Here is a 19,542-nt window from a genome sequence, read left to right as displayed (position 1 = left end):
TGACCGATATTAATGAGCTCTCTCTTCTCTTCCTCTGCGTTGTCTGCGTTCTCTGCGGTTAAATCATTCCGATGCAACCGGAATTGATAGGACAACCAACAACTGGCAACTGACTATTGCAGCGGCAAAAATACCGTCATCACCTCGCCCTTTTGGGGCCGCTGGCGAATTACCAACTTCCCGCCAGCAGCCCGAAATAAATTCTTAGTCACGGTCAAATTTAAACTCAAACTTCCCGTCTCCGGCTGCACCATCAACAAAGGCCCGATCGAGCGCAAAGGACCATTCGCCTTAGCTGCAAAAGTCGATGCGCCATTATCTTCAGGTAAGTGTTCCGATTCCAACTGCAACTTTAACTGATCGCCCGCCAATGTCACCTCCACCTGAATGCGACTACCGGAGGGCAAAGTTCGAGTAAAATTCTCAATCAAATTAGTTAAAACCTGATCCAACATCGTCGGATCGCTGACTACCGCAGGCAACTTTTTCGGCACAATAACTTCCAAAGTGTGGTTTCGCACAGCGGCCTGTTTTTGCCAGCGGGGAATGCTATTTTGTAGCACTTCACCGAGAGACATGGCTGTTAGCTGCACGCCCGAATTTTTAGCTTGCGACATTTCCAATTCCACGGCACGGAAAATTAAACCGAAGCGATCGATCTGAGAGGTACACTCAGCATCAATCATTTCCAAACGCTTGACCACAACAGGATCGAGCTTGGGACGTTTCAGCAACAATCGAGTCAGCGTGCGGATAGTAGCCAAAGGGGTGCGGACTTCATGGGCGATCGCCTGTAGCAATTCCACCTCTTTAGTAGCCAGAGGAATTGGAGATTTGCAGTTGATATCTGTAGCCGATAACTTTTTATGCCTCGGATTCAAACCATCATCAATTCTTTCATCCTTTATCCTGCTTCCTTCCTCTTTCCCACCCGGCAAATTATGCAACAGCAAGCGGCTGAACTGCATCACTGTTTGATAATTTGGCTCCAAAGGCAAAAACTGCTGGAAAAGCGCGTCTAATTTAGTAGAATTATTAGTTAATTGGCTAACTGATAAATTGAAGCTACCGTCAGAATTGGCAAGCAAACATTCGCTTTCTGTCACCCTGCGCCGCAAAACTTCCCAAGCTTTGGCGACTACTTGCGGATCGAAAGAAAATAGAAAAGCCGGAATTCCCGCAGAATTTTCACCCAAAACCATCACCAGGCTAAAACTAGCAGTTAAAACCAAACAAAACTGCTCGTGCGCCAAAGGATCGCCACTTGCCAAAGCCAAAGCCGGGGCTGCTGCAGGCACTGATGTTTGCACATCAGCCGCCGGCATTAAAGCTAAAGTTTGTCTGGCCCGAAAAGACCACAAAGCTGCATCGTTGTCGGGAATACTGGTAAAAATCCAATTGGCAAAGCCATTGGCCAAAGCCGGGTCAGTCAAAACCGAAGACGGGCCCGACAAAACCAATCCCTGACAGGCATTGGGAATTGTCGATCGACAATTTGCTCGATCGGCATCTGCTTTTTGTCCTGATTTTTGCCGGTCGAGCATTTGATTCAAAGCTGCGATCGCCCCGTACCATTCCTGTTCAGCTTTCAGCCGAGAAGCCCCACGGCTGGCAGGACACCGATGGCGGTTCTTTTCTCCCGCCAACTTAGCATCAAAGAGACTCAGGTCATTTTCTTGGCCTTCGGAGGCTAAAATTTCGCTTATTGTCGGTAAAAAGTAAGTATTCACAGTTATAAACCCACCTTCGGAGGCATGAAGGGTGAAGTATTTATGTATAGGAGAGTTCAGGAGTTAGGAGTCAGTCGATTTTAGATTTTAGATTTTAGATTTTAGATTTACCCCACAGATAAATCTGGGAGGTTGAACTAGGGTCTAAAATTTTTATCTTTCCACGACAGGAGTACGTGGCACGGTATCCGTTTTTGGGCTGGGTCAAGCACCAGCACGATCGAAAAATCCCGCATAATTTCTTGCGCCTTCCTCCTAACCCACAGGATATCCACATTTGTCAACTAACGATATTGGCAGAACCGTACCAATAAGTCGCAATCTCCGCGCTTGCGGCGGTATTTTGGACGATCGCCCTGACAAAAGTGCAAAATGAAGTAAGTTAAACACCGCGCTTTCCTTATGCCCACCTCGATCGCCGACTCGAAAAATCTGCTGTCAGACTTAATGGCACGCTACCGTCACCAAGTCGATTATCTGGCAATTCGACTGGAAGAAGCCGAAGGCACCGACATCCTGCTGCGGGGCGAAAAAATTGAAACCCTCAGCGAAGGAGTCTCAATTGGCGGCCAAGTCAGAGCTTGTCACAAAGGCGGCTGGGGCTTTGCCAGTTTTAACCGACTTTCCACCCTCGCCGAAAGAATCGAAGAAGCCATCGCCGCGGCCAAACTGATCGGGGAAGAAGAAACGATTCTGGCGCCTGTCACCCCAATACAAGACATTTGCTTGCTGCCGCTGACAGGAACAGACCCCCGTCTGGTTCCCCTAATTGACAAAAAACAATTGTGCGATCGCTACGCGGCAATTCTCCGCAGCATTGACCCCCGCATCGCCACCATCTCCGTGCGCTACGGCGACAGCACCCAGCGGATGATCCTCGCCACCTCAGAAGGCACCATGCTCGAACAAGGTTGGGCAGACATGGAAATGCGCTTTGCGGCCACAGCCCGCAGCGGGGAAACCGTACAAACCGGCCGCGAAACCACGGGTTCCCGCAAAGCTTACGAAGACTTAACCGAGCTTGATGTTCAAGTTCGCAGCGCCGCCCAGAGAGCCGTAGATTCCCTAGCTTTACCCCCCGTCCAAGGCAACACCTACACCGTCGTCATCGACCCAATTTTGACCGGATTGTTCGTCCACGAAGCCTTCGGACACCTTTCCGAAGCGGACATGGCCTACGAAAATCCCGACATCTTGGAAATTATGACCCTCGGCCGCCAGTTCGGCCCCAAAAACTTGCAAATTTTCGACGGTGCAGCGCCAGAGGGACACCGTGGCAGCTATTTCTACGACGATGAAGGCACTCCCGCGACTACTACTCAGTTAATTAAAGACGGCGCTTTAGTCGGGCGGCTGCACTCGCGGGAAACTGCTGGCAAGTTGGGAGAAACGCCTACTGGCAATGCTCGCTGTTTGAATTATCATTATCCGCCGATCGTCCGCATGACGAATACTTGGATCGAACGCGGTGACACGCCAGTTGCTGACTTATTTTCTGGTATCAAAGAAGGAGTTTACGCGCGCAATTGGCAAGGCGGCATGACTAACGGCGAAATGTTTACTTTCAGTGCCGGCGAAGCTTGGATGATCCGCGACGGAAAACTAGACAATCCGGTGCGGGATGTTACTCTTTCGGGTAATGTTTTCAGCACTTTAGCCGATATTGAGGCGATCGGCGACGATTTCTACTGGGATGAATCCGGCGGCTGTGGCAAGGCAGGACAAAGCGGTTTGCCCGTCGGCTGTGGCGGCCCGAGTTTGCGGATTCGCGATGTCGTTGTTGGTGGTGAAGCTGCGGCAGAGGATTAAAGCTGCAAAAGTTTAAAAAATAAAGGTAAAGCGCCAGATTCCTACTCGCGCTTTACCTTTATTTTTTAAGTTCAACATTTCGCGCCCGTTTGTGGTGTCTGATATTTTGAGGATGCTTGGCCAAACAACCGGAATAGCGAACAATTATGCTTTGAGTCGTCAAATACCGCTGAAAAATCGGTTTTTTGGTACGCAGTACCTAAGTCCCGAATTAATAAATCGAAATCTTCAATTTTTCTCTTATTCTCCCAATTTTATATTCTCCCATTCTCCCCCTAATTCTCTGCAATTATCGCTTTTTTCGGCTTTATCTCCCGGTTCCTCGTTGTGGTGGCTCATCTTTACCGTTATCTGCGTCAAAGGTCGGAGTGCCAGCTAGAGTGGTTAAAATTTCGGGAGCAGAGTTGTCTTGAGCAAAAAAGGTCGATCGAGTTTCTAAGCTTTGAGTATTAACTGCGCCAGCACTCAGTAACAGGCTTGACATCAGGATGGAAGAGTAAACGCGCATCATAAATTTTGGTGTTTGTATTTTCCCCTTCTTGATACGCAGTCTGTACTCTGCTATCAGGATAAAAAAATAATTGCGGTGAAATCATCAATTAGTAAGTAAGGGCACTTGCAATTTTTTTGACTTTTGGTTAAAAGCCGGTTAAATCCATTATCTAGCTCGCTTTTTCACTGATAATTTCTAGTTCTCTGCTATTTGCGGGCAACCAGCATAATTCAAGATTATGTTCAAAAAAATCATGCTACTCTTCTATGCCCGTCTTCCCAACCCTGGTAGTTATAAATTATTCCCCAATCTAAAATCTAAAATCTAAAATCTAAAATTCTATCACCCCTGGAATCCTCTGGAAACGCTCTTCCAACAAGGAAACAAAAACCGCCAATTGTAAAGTTTTACTACTTTTATGATTAACTGCATAATTTATTGAGGTGAAGCGGCAACCCGGGGATTAAAGAAACCACAGGAGAGTACCAAGGCGCGCCATCCGCACGTTACATATACATATCTTGGTGAATGAGATTCCTTAAAGCGGGCAATGCCTAATGTTCACATTTACTTCATAAATGGTTGATATTGTATTTTTAAATAAATTGTGAACCTTTTATTTTTTCCGATCTTTTCCCATCTTTTCCGATCTTGCTTTGTGACAAAAGCGCTTACGCGCCACTCCGAAGGAGGAGTCGAAAGGGGTTGGGGAAAAAAGCCCGTTCACAAAATCGTGGAGTCAATCTCAAATCTCAACTCTCAAATCGAACTGGCGCGCAGGGAGTAAAAAAAACCTAGTTTTAAAACTGATATCGCGGAGTCAATCTCAAATATCAAATCTCACAGCGACTGACTTGCACATCTACCTGCGGGAATAGCGAGTCGAGGGTTGACGAGTTGTCCAAAATAACATCAGCTTGTTGACACTTTTGAGCCAGCGGTAACTGGGCATTAATGCGGGCATTAGCTCGATCGTAACTCAAGCCGTCTCGCTGCATTAGTCGTTCTAACTGCACTTCGGGTGAACAGTACACTACCCAAATTTCAGTACACAAGTCAGTCATGTTAGCTTCAAACAGCAGCGGCACTACCAAAACCAAAGTCAACGTGTCAGCCTTGGCACAGAAACCTGTTTTTTTTTCAACAATACTCGGTTCTAGCTTGTGGTGAAAAAACCCGGTTTCTTGAGTCTTTGTACCTAAATCCTGTGTGTCTTGGGATACCAAACTCGATGCAGCAATGCAGCTTTGAGTTTCCTCAACTAATCGGCGGCGCACGTAAGGGTGAATCTGTTGTTCCAACCACTGCCGCTCGTCTGCGTTAGAAAAAATAATACTTCCCAACTCTGGCCGATTTAAATTGCCGTCCGGGAGCAAAATACTCGCGCCGTATCGTTTTACAATAGAGTCAAGTATTGGCGAACCGGGGTTCACAGCTTCGCGGGCGTAAATATCGGCATCTAAAATCGGAAATCCACAGGCATCTCTCAGATAATTAGATATAGCGGTTTTACCGGTGGCGATGCCCCCAGTTAAACCAATCAGACGGACAATTCGATCGCTCATAATTTTCTCTGTTTAAACTTCCTGTGTTTCGACACTTACTGTCAGTCTTTGCTATGTTGGTGACACAATCAAATTTAGACTTAAAATTTAAGATTTGCGATCGAGAGTTCGCGTTAGGAAGTGTCAGCATTGGGGTGCGATCGGCTCTTTTTTACCTAAAATCTCAATTTTAAACTCGAATTAAGGTCTAGACCGAGGCAAACTTATGAATGCTCAACGTGCTGTGCGGTCGATTCTGGCAGCAATTCCCCTTGCTGGATTTTTGATAGTAGATTTTTTACCCAACCTGGTTTTCCTCAAAGAAAACAGCAGCGGATGGGTAGTCGTGGCAATTTATCCCCAATCTCAAATTGCTGCGGCACAATCTATTACTCCAGCCCCAGACGGCACCGGAACCGCTGTCACCGTCCCAGGTACAGGGTCGTCTCCTCGCTACGATATTAAAGGTGGCACTCCCTCCAGAGACGGAGCAAATTTGTTCCACAGTTTTACTCGGTTCGGTCTGAATTCTGGTGAAACTGCCAATTTCATCTCCAACCCAAGCGTTAAAAATATCCTCGGCCGCGTTGTCGGTGGGGACGCTTCCTTAATTAACGGTCTAATTCAAGTTACTGGCGGCAATTCTAACTTGTTGCTGATGAATCCCGCAGGCATTATCTTCGGAGCAAATGCCCGACTCGATGTGTCCGGGTCTTTTTTGGCTACCACCGCTAGCGGTATCGGTTTTGACGACCGTTGGTTCAACGGTACAGGGGCGAACGACTACGCTGCCCTAGTCGGAACACCGAATGCTTTTGTTTTTGGGCCACAGCCCGGAAGTATTGTCAATGCAGGTAACTTGGCTGTCGGAACCGGGCAAAATTTGACTTTGCTGGGCGGTACGGTAATCAGTACAGGGCAACTTTCAGCCCCAGGCGGTCAAATTACTGTGGCGGCTGTTCCGGGCGAAAATCTGGTGCGGTTGAGTCAAAACGGACTTTTGCTGAGTTTAGAAGTTTCTCCAGCAGCCGGAGTGTCGGGTTCGGAAGCAGTTCCCTTCTCTCCCCAGAGTTTACCAGGGCTGCTGTCGGGTCCCGGCGTGGCTCACGCTACGGGTATAACTACGAACGCTCGAGGTGAAGTTGTGCTCACAGGCGGCCCAACAGTGCCAGGAGGTCCTGGAACTGCGCTGGTAGCGGGATCTGCGGACGTGTCTGCTACGGGGGGCGCGGGAGGAAGCGTCAACGTGTTGGGCGACAAGGTAGGGCTGTTGGGAGCGAAGATTGAGGCTTCCGGGCCAGACGGCGGCGGAACGGTGCGGATCGGGGGAGATTACCGAGGCGAGGGAACTGTGCCGAATGCCAGGATGACTTACGTGGATGCCAAAAGTTCGATCGCCGCCAACGCAACTGAATCAGGCAACGGCGGGAGTGTTTTTGTCTGGGCTGACAACACAACAGCATTTTTGGGCAGCATTAGGGCAAATGGCTTTTCTGCAACGGGAACCGCAGGTGTTGGGGGGTTTGTGGAAGTGTCGGGCAAGCAAAGATTAATTTTTAACGGTAAAGTCGATACTTCTGGGACAAACGGTTTGGGGACTTTGCTGTTAGATCCGGAAAATATTTTAATTACAGATTCCCCAGAAGGTGCGGGCGATGCGGAAATCATTGCCAAAAATAATATTTTGGCAACAGGAACGCTAGCAGGACAGGAAAACAATTCTGAGCCTTCGCTGACAATTTCGGCTACAGCTTTAGAAAGTATGTCGGCGACTTCAAATGTGGTTCTCGAAGCGCTCAACGATATTACAATTGCTGATTTGGCAGACAATCAGTTAAGCTTTCAAGCAACTACTGGTTCGGTAACATTAAGAGCAGATGCCGATCGCAGTGGCGCAGGTGCTTTTTCGATGAATTCTGGAGATACAATTAGCACGGCTGGCGGTGCGATCGCCATTTCGGGAAATCAAATTACTGCGGGCGATTTGTCGAGTAACGGGGGAAATATTAGTTTGATTAGTCCGGGTTCGACTGTTGCAAACAACATTTCTTCATCCAATCCCAGCAGCGGCAGCAGCGGGAATATTGTACTCGAAGGCCTGAATGTAACGGCCCAAAAACTTGATGCCAGCGGCCCGGAAGCGACGGGAAATGTAAATGTGACGGCTCGGAATGTTCTGGGAGTGAGCTTCGTCGCAGGGGGGTCGGGAAACATTACTTTGACGGGCGATGAAATTAATTTTAAAGGCGACAAAAATTCAGTCAGCGGTACTGGCTTTTTGGTACTGCAACCTTGGAGTCCCGGTCAAAATATTGCGATCGGCGGTTCTGGAGATGTCGGTACTAATATTTATTTGAATCTGACGGCAAGCGACCTCGGAAGTTTGGAAAATGGGTTTGCTGGAATTACGATCGGCCGCAGCAACGGTATCGGTTCCATTCTGATTGCCAACGATTTCACATTTTACGATCCGCTAATTATTCAGTCGCCAGCGGGTTTGGGAACAATCACTACCACAAATTCCTTGACCGCGGCCGACAATGCCTCAATTACTCTCAAAGCTGATGGCAATATCAGAACCGGAAATATCACTACCAAAAATCAGGAAATTCGCATCGTCAGCACCGCAGGCAATGTCACAACCGGTCGGCTACTTACTGGAACTTCCCGCACCATCAACACTTCTGTCAATTCTTCCGAAGATACAGGCAATTCGGCGGGAGATGTTAGTGTTACCGCACAGGGAACGGTGACTGCCGGGGCGATCGACACGAGGGGCGATCGCGCGGGGAAGGTAACGCTGACGGGGCGCAATGGAGTCACTGCGGGGGCGATCGAAGCTGGTGGCGCCCAAACAGGGGGAGATATTACCCTGACGGGCAACGAAATTGACTTGACAGGTGACAAAAATTCGATCGCCAGCAACGGCAATCTGGTGTTGCAACCGGCCGATCCCAGTCAAAATATTATAATTCAAGGTTCTGGCGATACAGAAGCTCTGAACTTGACTGCTGCTGAATTGAACACTTTTCGGAATGGGTTTGCTTCGATCGCGATCGGGCGCGCTGACGGTAGCGGTGTGATATCGATTGCTTCTGGAACGCCAAATTCAACGGCAAATTCAACGCCAGCGGCCGTGACATTTCAAGATCCGACGACTATTCGATCGCCCAATGGCGCAGGCGCGATCGTGGGGACGGGTGCGATCGTCGGCGCTGATAACGCCACGATCTCTCTGATGGGCGGTACTGTAGCCGTCGGAGACGTTACCTCGACGGCGGGGATTAACATCACTAGCAGTCAAGGCAAGTTGACTGCGGGTACGGTTTCATCTCGCTCAACTTCCGGGGTGGCGGGCCCTATCAACATTCGCAGCGCCGGTGCGGTAGAAACCGGCAACATCGATGCTTTTGGTGTCAGAAGCGGGGGAGATATTTCGATTGCGGCGCCGGGCCGGATCGTTACAGGGGTGATCAACTCGAGTTCGCAATCGGGAAGTGCCGGTTCGAGCCAAATTATCGGGCAGAAAGATGTTGAAGTTGTTTCGATCAAAGCTCGTGGCAATACGGGCGGCGATGTGGCAATCGAGGCTGGGGGAGCGTTTCGGACTCCGGGAACAGGAACTGCTACTGAGCGCGCCGAGGTCAGCATTTCTACAGACGGCCTGGCTCAATCGGGTTCACAGACGCTGCTGCAAAGCACTTGCCCGTCGGGAACCTGCACGGCGGCGACTTTTGGGACGGGAAACTCGAAGTCGAACACTGCCACCTCCTCAACTACTATTGGGCCGCTGGCGATCGTGCCGAGTCCGGCACCCACTACCAGCGTGGAACTGCAAACTACAGACAATTCTCAACAAATTGTGACTCAAGTGACTTTAGGCACGGCAGCGTCGGTGCCAAAGAGCAGTAACGCAAATGTCTCGTCAGAGCCTGCTGCTACCTCTTTTGAGGCGCGGCAGAACGAGCCTGCTAGCGGCCCGGTACTGCTGTCGCCGTCGGTGTTAAAAGACAATTTGGGTACGCCTGCGACGACAGAAAACGCCAGCGTGGCAACAACTCCACAGAAGCCTGCGAGTGCGGTGAGTACACAAAGTATCGGGAATGTAAGAGTTCCTGAGATTTCTAGAGCGAGTTCGATCGCGCAAATAAGTCCGATCGACGCAGTGCAGCAAAGGGATAGAACTCAGGGCCGGGAATTTGAACGTTACTTTGGGGGCAATCTCACTGAAAAGTCAGTCACGCAGCAAAGTATTCGAGATACTCTCAGTAGCGTCAATCGGTTGACTGGGGTTAAACCCGCCATTCTTTACGTGTGGGCAAAAGACAAACATTTAGAACTTGTGTTGTTATTGCCAGACGGCAAAAGTGTTTTTAAAAGCGTGCCTGCAAGCCGCCAGACAGTGCTGCAAGTTGCTAAAGAATTCACTAATGCTATCAGAACTCCCAGGAGATTGAATGCTGCTGACTACAAGCAACCTGCCGAGGAACTTTACCAGTGGTTAATTGCACCGCTGCAAGCGGACTTGGAGGCTAACAAGATTGACACCTTGGTGTTTTCGATGGATTCAGGTTTGCGAACTTTGCCTTTGGCTGCTCTTTACGACGGCAAGCAGTTTTTAGTAGAAAAGTACAGTCTGGGGCTGATTCCGAGTTTGAGTTTAACTGATACTCGCTATGCCGGTGTTAAGGGTTCTGAAGTTTTAGCGATGGGTGCGTCGAATTTTCCGGCCAAATACGATCAAAATCCTTTGCCTGCGGTGCCGTTGGAACTATCGACAATTGTGGGCAAGATTTGGCCGGGTTCGTCTTTTCTCAATGAAGCTTTTACTTTGGCAAATTTGAAGCAGAAGCGCAATCAACCGCAATACAAAATTATTCATTTAGCTACTCACGGTGATTTTCAGCCTGGGGGGGCGGAAAATTCTTACATTCAGTTTTGGGATACTAAGTTGCGGTTGAATCAGTTGGATCAGTTGAAGTTATCTAACCCGCAGGTGGAGTTGTTGGTTTTGAGTGCGTGTACTACGGCGGTGGGAGACGAACAAGCTGAGTTGGGGTTTGCGGGGTTGGCGATACACGCGGGGGTAAAATCGGCTTTGGCGAGTTTGTGGTATGTCAGCGATGTCGGTACTTTGGGGCTGATGACTGAGTTTTACCAGCAGTTGCGTACAACGCCGATTAAGGCTGAGGCTTTGCGGCAAGCGCAGTTGGCTATGCTGCGGGGAGAAGTGCGTTTGCAAGATGGTTATTTGGTGCGATCGGGCAAAAATCAAGCTCTGCCTTTACCGTCGGAGTTGACCGCTAGGGGCGATCGAAATTTGTCGCATCCTTATTATTGGGCTGCTTTTACAATGATCGGTTCGCCGTGGTAATTCTTACGGGTTACTTGTTCTTGGTTATTTGTTATTTGTTGGTTCCAATAACCAATAACTAATGACTCATAACTAATTGCTAGCTGCTATTTGACTCAAGCGTTTGAGGATGCGGAGTGCATCATGTAAATTATTGGTGCGATTGCTAATTCCAAATAAATCAGATGTGCTATATCCAGGTGATTCTCCTTTCACTAATTTTACAAAGATGAAACTGCCGCCTGTAGCAATCATGCCGTAACCAGGTTTGTCCGGGTTGGGATTTGCCAGCATATAAGCTAAGATTTTCGCCAAGCCGGCTTCAATCGAAAATGAAACTCGCTTGGATTCTATTACCACCAGCCACAACTGCTCTTTTAAAAGTAAAGTATCTAGGCTACCTTGGATGATAACGCCTTCATCTTCTTCGGAAATTTAAACTGATTTTTTGGGTTTAATGTAGAAAGGATGCAGATAAAACTCGCCGACAAATAACAGCGGATAGGCGCTCGACAAACTAATGTTGTTTTCCAGCATTGGCGGATACTCTAGCAAGTTGCAGTAACCAGCTTTAATCAGATTTAGCTGTCGTTTTTGAAAGTCGGTGATTTCGGGCATCTCGTCTTGCCATTCTCTAAAAAACTGGTCGTCTGTGACAAGTTGCAGGTCAAAAAGCGTTTTTAATTCTTCTAATGTGACATTGTTAGCGTGAATTGTTTGAACTCTAATTAAAGCACATTAATTTTATGGATACTTATAATTTTATCAAATTCCCAGCTAATATTATCTCGCTCAAACGATAGCGAAATTGGTTCGTAGTTAAGACGAAGAGTCGCGCTCCTACTCCCTCTGACTTCCATTCTTCACTACGAAATGGTAACGGTTATTTTACCGAAGATGATATAATTCAAAAGTGAATTCTGCTAATTCCAAATTTTTTGCAAATTGAGAACAAATCCCGGTAAAACATTTTCCCCAGAAAGGGTGAGAGGAGATTGTAAAACGTCCACTTATTGACCGGGACGATAAAATTCTACTTCTCGTTTTTTGCGGTTAATCAACCAACCCAAACGACAGCCATTTTGCATATATTCTTGCATTTTTCCCTGAGTCTTTGTCAATCTGTCACTCAGAGAAAGAAACTCGATTACAAAATCCGGACACAAGGGGATAAATTTGTCTTTTTGTTCGGGTGTCAAAGCTGCCCAGCGGGCTTTTTCTACCCAGGAGACATCAGGAGAGCGATCGGCTTTATTGGGCAGAGTAAACCCTGTGGAGGAATCAAACACTTCTCCGAGTTCAGTTCGATCGTTCCACGTCCAGATTTGAGCATTCGCTGTTGAGTTGCTTTTTCTCGTTTCTCCTCCGGTTGGTGGCATGACAATTAATTCTCCGTTGGCGTTCCGTTCAAGTTTCAACTCCGGGTTTTCTTAGCACAGTTGATAAAACTGTTCAGAAGTTAGTTTGATAATGGAATTGAGGTTTAAGGTGATAGCAGTCATTGTTATTTACCTGCTGTTTGTACGAACTTGATTAAGAATTAAAAATGAATAATCCCATTTTTAATTCTTAATTGTTAACTTTTAATTCTACTGCAATTGTTTGATTCTGTTGAGCGCGTCTTGATAGGCGCTGGTTCTTCCGCCTTGCTTGTAAAGTTCCGCTGCTTTTTGAAAATCGGCAATTGCTTTTGGTTGGTCTTTGTTGTCCAGGTAAGCTAAAGCTCGGTTGTAGTAAGCGTCGGCAAAACCGGGATTGGCTGCGATCGCCAGCGTGTATGCTTGAATAGCAGTGGAACCGCGGGTGGGTTCGAGTGGGGGCAAGGCGGCGGTGATGAAAGTGCGCGCATTACCGATATTAAAATACAATTCAGGGGTATATTTGGGCTTGAAAGCGAGTGCTCTGTTGAAATCCGCGATCGCCTCCCAAGCATCTCCTTGATCTAACAGCGAAAGTCCTCGAAAATAATAAGCTTGGGCGTCTTGAGGATTGGCGGTGGATACCGGGCCGATAGTGGCGGGAGTATTGTCTACTTTCAACTCGGATTTGTTTATTCCCGCCGCCACTAGCTTCGCGATAAATGTATTGATTGGAACTGCTGCGTTAAATCCGGTTTTAATCGGGGCGACTTCGCCGGAACTCGTTTGCGCGAAACCAAATTCCCCTTGTCCGTGTAAACCGATGACTCGGCCTTCGGAGTCAAAAACTGGGCCGCCACTCATGCCACTCCAAGTTACGGCCTGATAACGCAAAGTGTAACCTTCCGGGCGGCTGCCAGGGCGGCTGGTAACGAGTCCGGGAGAGAGTTCGGGTTCTCGTTGGGCGCCGAAAAGTCCGCCCGTAGCTGGATAGCCGTAAACGAAGATTTGAGTGCCTATGACGGCTTGATCGGAATCTGCGATCGTCGCGACTGGATATTCTTCGGGGCTTTCAAATTTGACTACGGCTAAATCCGGGTCAGTTTCGGCGGTTTGCAAACGGGTGACGGAGGTTGCTTGATAGTTTTTGCCTTTAGACGTGCGAACGGTGTATTTCACGTCTGCTTTTTCTACGACGTGATTGACTGTTAAAACTGTGTAAGTTTTGCCTTTTTTGGCAATAATTACGCCAGAACCGTCTCCTAGGGAACTGTTAATTTGTACTGTCAGCGGCCCGGCAATGCTGGCGACTTCTTGGGGGGTTTTGGCGATCGCGGGTTGGCTGATGACTATGGTTAAGGCTGCGGTAGTTCCTGCTAGCAGGGTGGTTAAGGTGTCGTAACGAGAAAAATTTATATTCATGGCTATTGCTAATTAGTAGTTGGGTAGCGGGATTTGGCGGAGAAAGGGCGATCGGCGATTTGTGCTTTTTTGTGTTTAGTTTTATTACTGATTTGACGCAAAGGATCTCGGCTTTGTTGTTTAGTGATAATTTTACTCGCTTTTTTGTTCCGCGATTCGCTATTTCCATGTAGGATGAGTACGCCACACCTTACTTAATCTCCATGAATGCTGCCCAACTTACTTATTAAAGCTCAAAAATACATGACTCGAACTCGGTGGTTAGTTCTTCCTTAGTCATGGTTCCCCGTGCGACTCACATGACTAAATCATATGCTCGAGCGTCCGTCAAATTCAGAGTGGAACCATTTAAACGCAAAAAGGTATCCATCACCGCAAAAGCCGATCGCTTCTTACCGTCAATAAACGGATGATTCATCGCTATGTGATAGAGATAAGCAGCAGCTTGTTCGGCAATTATCGGATGCAATAATTGACCGCCAAAAGTGGCTTGCGGTGGAGCAAAAGCCGACTCTAACAAACCTTCATCTCTGACGACGGGAGTGCCACCAAATCTTTCTATCTGTCTGGCGTGGATATTGACAACCATACTTTGGCTGACAAAATTAGGAGTTGGCAAGGCGACGATAAACGTCCTTTCTTTCGCGTTCTGAATCTAGATATGCCTGCAATGCTTTGGCTTTGGCTTCTAGTTTTTGTTGTTCTTCTTCACTCTTTAAGGAACGGACAAATTCAAGCACTTTCAGCAGCAAGGATTCTGGCACTTGGTCGAGTTCTTGAAGAAGTTGGTCTTTTGCGGTCATGTTTCTTTCATCCTAATGCTCGTACAACTATTTTACAACCTCGCTTGTACCCATTCAACGATCGCCTCAGTCAATCCATCTAAGGTATATTCTTTGGCTTCCACATCTAACTTACCCAATAAATTTTGGCAGCTTTTGGAAGTTTCCGGTCCGATAGAAGCGATACAAACATTTTTTAACCTATCCTGATATCGGGACAATTCCGGGCTTTTTTCTATGAGCTTGCAAAAGTTATGCACGGTTTTGGAACTGGCAAATGTTATAATATTTACGGCTTGATTTTGGAGTGCGGAGAGGGCGATCGGGTCGATAGTTTCGGGACAGCAAGATTGGTAAGCTGGCACTTCTATTACTTGCGCTCCTTTGGCGGTGAATTCTTTTACTAAAACTTCTCTGCCACCACTTTCTACTCTCGGAAATAGGATTTTGCAACTTTGCAAGTTATCGGGGAAGTTCTCGACTAGGGAATCGGCGATAAAGTTGGGGGGAATAAAGTCTGGTTGTAGAGAGTGCGATCGCAAACTTTCTGCTGTTTTTTTCCCGACAACGGCGATTTTAATCCCAAACAAACTCCGGGCGTCTTTGCCTTTTGCTTGTAAGCGTTGAAAAAAGCAGTCTACAGCGTTGTGGGAAGTGAGAATTAACCAGTGAAAGCTTGACAATTGTGCTATCGCACTGTCTAATGGTTCCCAAGTGGATGGCGGCCCAATTACCAAGGCGGGCATTTCGATAACGCGAGCTCCTTGTTGCTGGAGTCGATCGCTAAATTCAGCAGACTGAGAAACCGATCGCGTGACTAAAATGGTTTTTCCTGCTAGCGGCAATTTGCTGTTATTAGTGGTGACAGGTGTATCGATCATATTTGTGCTTTCTGGCTGGATTAAATATTCGCGCAATCTAACTACTTCCCCAATTACCATCACGCAAGGCGATAGAGATTGACCTGCTGTTTGCTGTACAATGTTCGAGAGAGTGCCCAGCCAAATTTGCTGTTCGGGGCGGCCACAATCTCGGATAATGGCGATCGGAGTTTCGGTCGATCGTCCGTGCTTTTGCAATTGCCAGACGAGTTCGCTTAAATTGCGTCCTCCCATCAATATTACCAAAGTTTCTATCTGCACTAATGCTTCCCATTCCAAAGCATCCGGTTCATGGGCGCTCATTACTGCAAAACAGCGACTCATTACCGGATCTGTGAGGGGAATTCCTGCTAGTAAAGGTGCAGCTAATGCGGAGGATATTCCGGGTATTACTTCAAACTCGCAGCCCGCTGTTTTTAATGCTTGAATTTCGGAACTGGAGCGACCAAAAATAAACGGATCGCCGCTTTTTAGCCGCACGACTTGTTTGCCTAACTTGCAATTTTCTACCAGCAAACGGTTAATTTCTTGCTGCTGGGTGGAAGGTTTGCCGCCGCGTTTCCCGACTTCTATTTTCCGACAAGTTGCTGGGATTAATTCCAGTTGCGGGATGTCGATGAGAGCATCATAGATTAAAACTTCGGCTTGGGATAGCAGTTTGTGCGATCGCACTGTCATCAAGTTACAATCTCCCGGCCCCGCACCGACTAGATAAACTTTCCCTTTGTGGTTTTTCACAATTCCTCCTCGATAGTATAGTTTTATGAATATGGCTAGCCTATAGTAAGACGCGCCGAGGCGCACCCTACGCTATACTCAGCAGTTTATTGTATAAGAAAAGCTCTTTATGCAGATTATCATCATCACAGCCGCCGATGCAAATTACTTTGAATTGGTGCAAGGTACTATTTTATCGGTGCGGGAAAAACCCGAGGGTGAAAATGTAGCGATCGGCTTTTTCGATCTCGGCTGCACTCCCGAACAGTTGCAGTGGTTAAAAACACAAGTTAATATCATTCAAAAGCCGGAGTGGGACTTTGACTTTCCTGGCAGAAATGAATCTCCCGAACATTTAAAAGGACTATTAGTTAGACCTTATTTGCGAAAATACTTTCCCAATTTTGATATATACCTTTGGATAGATGCAGATGCTTGGGTTCAAGACTGGAGAGCAATTAATTTGTTGGTTGCAGGAGCATCGCGCCGGGGGCTGGCAATTATTCCCGAAGTTCACAGGGCAAGCTTGCAGCAGTACGGACAACTTCCTCAGTTTTGGCAGTGGGTTTATCAACTATATGAAGCTAACTTTGGTGAAGAAATTGCTAAGAAATTCTACAGTTATCCGATATTAAATGCCGGAGTTTTCGCCCTCAGAAAAGATGCTTTGCACTGGGAAATCTGGGCTAAGAAACTCAATCAAGGATTGCAAAGATCCGGCTGTGTCATGACAGATCAATTTGCCCTCAACCTCGCTGTTTACAGTGGCGAATTGTTCAATCTCACTGAAATGCTCCCACCTTGGTGCAATTGGATATTCAACGGTTTTCCGGTTTGGGACAAGCAGCGAGGCTGTTTTGTGGAGCCGTACTTGCCGCAGGAGGCGATCGGCATTTTGCATTTAGCTGGTCGCCAGCAGTTTGACCGAGTACAATTGATGGCAACTGACGGCGATCTACTGGAAATTAGTGTCCGTTATCAACCTAAAAAACAGGAAGCAATACCAATCTTTCAAGAACCAAAAATGACTTACCAACAACCTGAACTTAGCAAAAATAATTTATTACAACCAGGGGATTACGTTTCGCCAGGGTTCCAAATAATTATACCTGACTCCTATTTCCCCAATATGATTATTGCCGATCCAAATACGAGTAACTGGCCTTATTTACGCCGGGAAGTTCCGCATAATTGGTATGCAGACAAGCGCTATCCATTCATCGGGTTTTTGAATCGCGACGAAGCACACATCCTTTACAATACAGCTCTGCAATTCAAAGGTAAAAAAGCCTTAGAAATAGGCTGCTGGCTAGGGTGGTCGGCTTGTCACTTAGCGCTCTCAGGAGTTGAGTTAGATGTCGTAGATCCGCTGTTAGAAAGAGAGGACATTAGACAAAGCGTAATCGACTCAATTCAAGGCGCTCTAAATGCGTGGGGCGTTCAAACATCAGTCGAGCTAATACCAGGCTATAGCCCCCAAAGAGTAGAAGAATTTTCCGCTCAATTCAACCGCAAATGGTCGTTAATTTTTATTGACGGAGAACACGGAGGTGATGGGCCGTTAAATGATGCCATTGCGTGCGAAAAATTGGCTGAGGAAGATGCAATAATTTTATTTCACGATTTAACCGCTCCAGATGTTGGTAAAGGGTTAGATTACTTGAAGCAAAGGGGATGGCAAACAGTAGTATATCAAACAATGCAAATTATGGGCGCGGCTTGGCGGGGTAATGTCGAGCCAGTAAAACATCAACCCGACCCCAAGATTTCCTGGCAGTTGCCAGTACATTTGCACGGTTACAATATTAGCAGTTTAGAGACAATTAATTCTCAAACAGCCAGCCAAACCAATCAAAACCTACAGTCATCTTATACAAGAGATTTTTACCAATTAATCGGAGAAGGAACTCGCAGTTCTGCTAGAGAAATTATTCCCCTGCTGTTAGACTTGCTGCAACCCATTTTACCTAAAAGTGTGGTAGATGTGGGCTGCGGTACGGGAAGTTGGTTAGCTGCGTTCCACAAGTTGGGAATTGCTGATTGTTTGGGAATAGATGGTGATTATGTCGATCGCACTATTTTACAAATTCCTTTAAATCAGTTCCAATCCGCCGATTTAAAGCAACCGCTGCAAATAAACAGAAAATTTGACTTAGCAATTTCTCTGGAAGTTGCCGAACATTTGCCTGCTACCTGTGCCGAAAACTTTGTTAATTCTCTCACTCAACTAGCACCAGTGATTCTGTTTTCTGCTGCGATACCATTTCAAGGAGGCGTCGAACACGTTAACGAACAGTGGCCACAATATTGGGTTTATTACTTTCAGAAAAACGGCTATGCAGTTATTGACTGCTTGAGAAAAAAAATATGGAACAATGACAAAGTAGAGCCTTGGTACGCTCAGAATATCTTGATTTTTGTTAAACAAGAATACTTGTCGGGATATCCGAGGTTAGTAAATGAATATCAAAATACCGATCTGAATCAATTAGCCATCGTCCATCCCAAGATTTATTTTTATAGCTTGCAAACTGCGAGAAATTCGGCACATAATTTACAATCAGAAAGTGTCAAACAAGTTACAGCATCGCCACAATTGGCAGATCGACCTTTGGTATCTGTGATTATTCCCTGCTACAATCAATCTCATTTTTTGGTGGAAGCAGTAACTAGCGTAATTAACCAAACTTACAAAAATTGGGAAATTATCATTGTCAATGACGGCAGCTTAGATACTACCAGCACAGTTGCCAAAAATTTAATAGTAACAAATCCCCAATATCAAATTAGGCTTGTAGAACAAACAAATCAAGGGCTTTCAAGTGCTAGAAATGCTGGCATAGCAGCCGCAAACGGTGAATACATTATGCCTTTAGATGCTGATGATATCCTAGCTAAAAACGCCTTGACTGACCTTTTAGAAATATGTTTAAAATCAAATGTACCTTGCGTAGCATTTGGTTCTTATCAAATGTTTGGTACAGAAAATCGCATAGTACCCAGTTACGACTTGTATTCTCCCGAAAATATCAAGCAATCTAACATGATTCACCCGTCTTCACTCTATCACAAATCTATTTTGGATTTGGTCAGCGGGTACAAAGTGGGGATGAAGGAAGGTTACGAAGATTGGGAGTTTTGGGTTAACTGCCACAAGCACAATATTCCCTTTTTGGGAACGAGAGAAGTAGTTGTCAATTATAGGCGTTACCAGGGTTCTATGTTGGCAAAATCTCAGCAATATCATCAAAAGTTGGTAGCACAAATTGTTTGTTACAACCGGGAAATTTACGATATAGAAAGCGTGAATAGTGCTAAAAAGCTATTGGAACAAATCGCAAGTTAATCTGGATTCTTTATTCTTTAGTTCGCCTGGGCGAAGCCAGCGCGCCAACGCTTAGGCTAACTAAACTTTGTGTAGTAGCGGATTCTATGCACCGGAAAAAGATTATT

General features: G+C 46.6%; 12 protein-coding genes and 1 pseudogene. 3 read left to right on the top strand and 10 right to left on the bottom strand.

All coding sequences use genetic code 11. From position 1 onward, the window contains the following. Nucleotides 1-113 precede the first annotated feature (113 nt). The gene (locus QUA53_RS19510) at nucleotides 114-1,730 is read right to left on the bottom strand and encodes a HAMP domain-containing sensor histidine kinase (RefSeq protein ID WP_333099223.1); all 1,617 of its coding nucleotides are present in this window, start codon (nucleotides 1,728-1,730) and stop codon (nucleotides 114-116) included. Nucleotides 1,731-2,132: 402 nt separating this feature from the next. Here QUA53_RS19510 and QUA53_RS19505 point away from each other — a divergent pair, with 402 nt between their 5' ends. Beyond that, the gene (locus QUA53_RS19505) at nucleotides 2,133-3,539 is read left to right on the top strand and encodes a TldD/PmbA family protein (protein ID WP_333099225.1); all 1,407 of its coding nucleotides are present in this window, start codon (nucleotides 2,133-2,135) and stop codon (nucleotides 3,537-3,539) included. Between the two features lie 307 nt (nucleotides 3,540-3,846). Here QUA53_RS19505 and patX read toward each other — a convergent pair whose 3' ends face one another. Then, nucleotides 3,847-4,050, bottom strand: a complete 204-nt coding sequence (patX, locus tag QUA53_RS19500; RefSeq protein WP_333099227.1) for a heterocyst-inhibiting protein PatX — start codon at nucleotides 4,048-4,050, stop codon at nucleotides 3,847-3,849. Between the two features lie 815 nt (nucleotides 4,051-4,865). After that, nucleotides 4,866-5,597: a dephospho-CoA kinase gene (coaE, locus tag QUA53_RS19495; protein WP_333099229.1), complete on the bottom strand. Its 732-nt coding sequence runs from the start codon at nucleotides 5,595-5,597 to the stop codon at nucleotides 4,866-4,868. A gap of 205 nt (nucleotides 5,598-5,802) precedes the next feature. Here coaE and QUA53_RS19490 point away from each other — a divergent pair, with 205 nt between their 5' ends. Further along, nucleotides 5,803-10,950 carry a CHAT domain-containing protein gene (locus QUA53_RS19490; protein ID WP_333099230.1) on the top strand — a complete coding sequence of 1,716 codons (5,148 nt, stop codon included), beginning with the start codon at nucleotides 5,803-5,805 and terminating at the stop codon, nucleotides 10,948-10,950. A gap of 72 nt (nucleotides 10,951-11,022) precedes the next feature. Here the strand turns inward: QUA53_RS19490 and QUA53_RS19485 are convergent, their stop codons facing one another. The 7 genes and pseudogenes from QUA53_RS19485 to cobA form a co-directional block, all read right to left on the bottom strand. Further along, nucleotides 11,023-11,289, bottom strand: coding sequence for a hypothetical protein (locus QUA53_RS19485; protein WP_333099231.1), 267 nt, complete (start codon nucleotides 11,287-11,289; stop codon nucleotides 11,023-11,025). Between the two features lie 75 nt (nucleotides 11,290-11,364). Then, nucleotides 11,365-11,547: a hypothetical protein gene (locus QUA53_RS19480; protein WP_333099232.1), complete on the bottom strand. Its 183-nt coding sequence runs from the start codon at nucleotides 11,545-11,547 to the stop codon at nucleotides 11,365-11,367. Between the two features lie 305 nt (nucleotides 11,548-11,852). Further along, nucleotides 11,853-12,431, bottom strand: a pseudogene (locus QUA53_RS19475) (Uma2 family endonuclease). A gap of 87 nt (nucleotides 12,432-12,518) precedes the next feature. Beyond that, nucleotides 12,519-13,709, bottom strand: coding sequence for a tetratricopeptide repeat-containing serine protease family protein (locus tag QUA53_RS19470; RefSeq protein ID WP_333099233.1), 1,191 nt, complete (start codon nucleotides 13,707-13,709; stop codon nucleotides 12,519-12,521). Between the two features lie 295 nt (nucleotides 13,710-14,004). Continuing rightward, complete coding sequence (locus QUA53_RS19465) at nucleotides 14,005-14,298, bottom strand: Fic family protein (protein WP_333222016.1); 294 nt, start codon at nucleotides 14,296-14,298, stop codon at nucleotides 14,005-14,007. Nucleotides 14,299-14,314: 16 nt separating this feature from the next. Beyond that, complete coding sequence (locus tag QUA53_RS19460) at nucleotides 14,315-14,512, bottom strand: DUF2281 domain-containing protein (protein WP_333099237.1); 198 nt, start codon at nucleotides 14,510-14,512, stop codon at nucleotides 14,315-14,317. A gap of 32 nt (nucleotides 14,513-14,544) precedes the next feature. After that, nucleotides 14,545-16,110, bottom strand: coding sequence for a uroporphyrinogen-III C-methyltransferase (gene cobA, locus QUA53_RS19455; protein WP_333099238.1), 1,566 nt, complete (start codon nucleotides 16,108-16,110; stop codon nucleotides 14,545-14,547). Between the two features lie 109 nt (nucleotides 16,111-16,219). Between cobA and QUA53_RS19450 the strand changes: the two genes are divergently transcribed. Beyond that, entirely contained in the window at nucleotides 16,220-19,435 is a 3,216-nt protein-coding gene (locus tag QUA53_RS19450; protein ID WP_333099239.1) for a glycosyltransferase, read from the top strand. Nucleotides 19,436-19,542 lie beyond the last annotated feature (107 nt).

Source organism: Microcoleus sp. Pol12B3 (genome assembly GCF_036701355.1).
Taxonomy (GTDB): domain Bacteria; phylum Cyanobacteriota; class Cyanobacteriia; order Cyanobacteriales; family Microcoleaceae; genus Microcoleus.
This window is presented reverse-complemented; position numbering and strand designations above follow the sequence as displayed.

Coding starts and splice junctions, on each gene's coding strand:
- patX (WP_333099227.1), bottom strand. CDS start 4,050: ATGATGCGCGTTTACTCTTCCATCCTGATGTCAAGCCTGTTACTGAGT.
- QUA53_RS19470 (WP_333099233.1), bottom strand. CDS start 13,709: ATGAATATAAATTTTTCTCGTTACGACACCTTAACCACCCTGCTAGCA.
- QUA53_RS19450 (WP_333099239.1), top strand. CDS start 16,220: ATGCAGATTATCATCATCACAGCCGCCGATGCAAATTACTTTGAATTG.
- QUA53_RS19465 (WP_333222016.1), bottom strand. CDS start 14,298: ATGGTTGTCAATATCCACGCCAGACAGATAGAAAGATTTGGTGGCACT.
- QUA53_RS19480 (WP_333099232.1), bottom strand. CDS start 11,547: ATGCCCGAAATCACCGACTTTCAAAAACGACAGCTAAATCTGATTAAA.
- QUA53_RS19505 (WP_333099225.1), top strand. CDS start 2,133: ATGCCCACCTCGATCGCCGACTCGAAAAATCTGCTGTCAGACTTAATG.
- QUA53_RS19460 (WP_333099237.1), bottom strand. CDS start 14,512: ATGACCGCAAAAGACCAACTTCTTCAAGAACTCGACCAAGTGCCAGAA.
- coaE (WP_333099229.1), bottom strand. CDS start 5,597: ATGAGCGATCGAATTGTCCGTCTGATTGGTTTAACTGGGGGCATCGCC.
- QUA53_RS19490 (WP_333099230.1), top strand. CDS start 5,803: ATGAATGCTCAACGTGCTGTGCGGTCGATTCTGGCAGCAATTCCCCTT.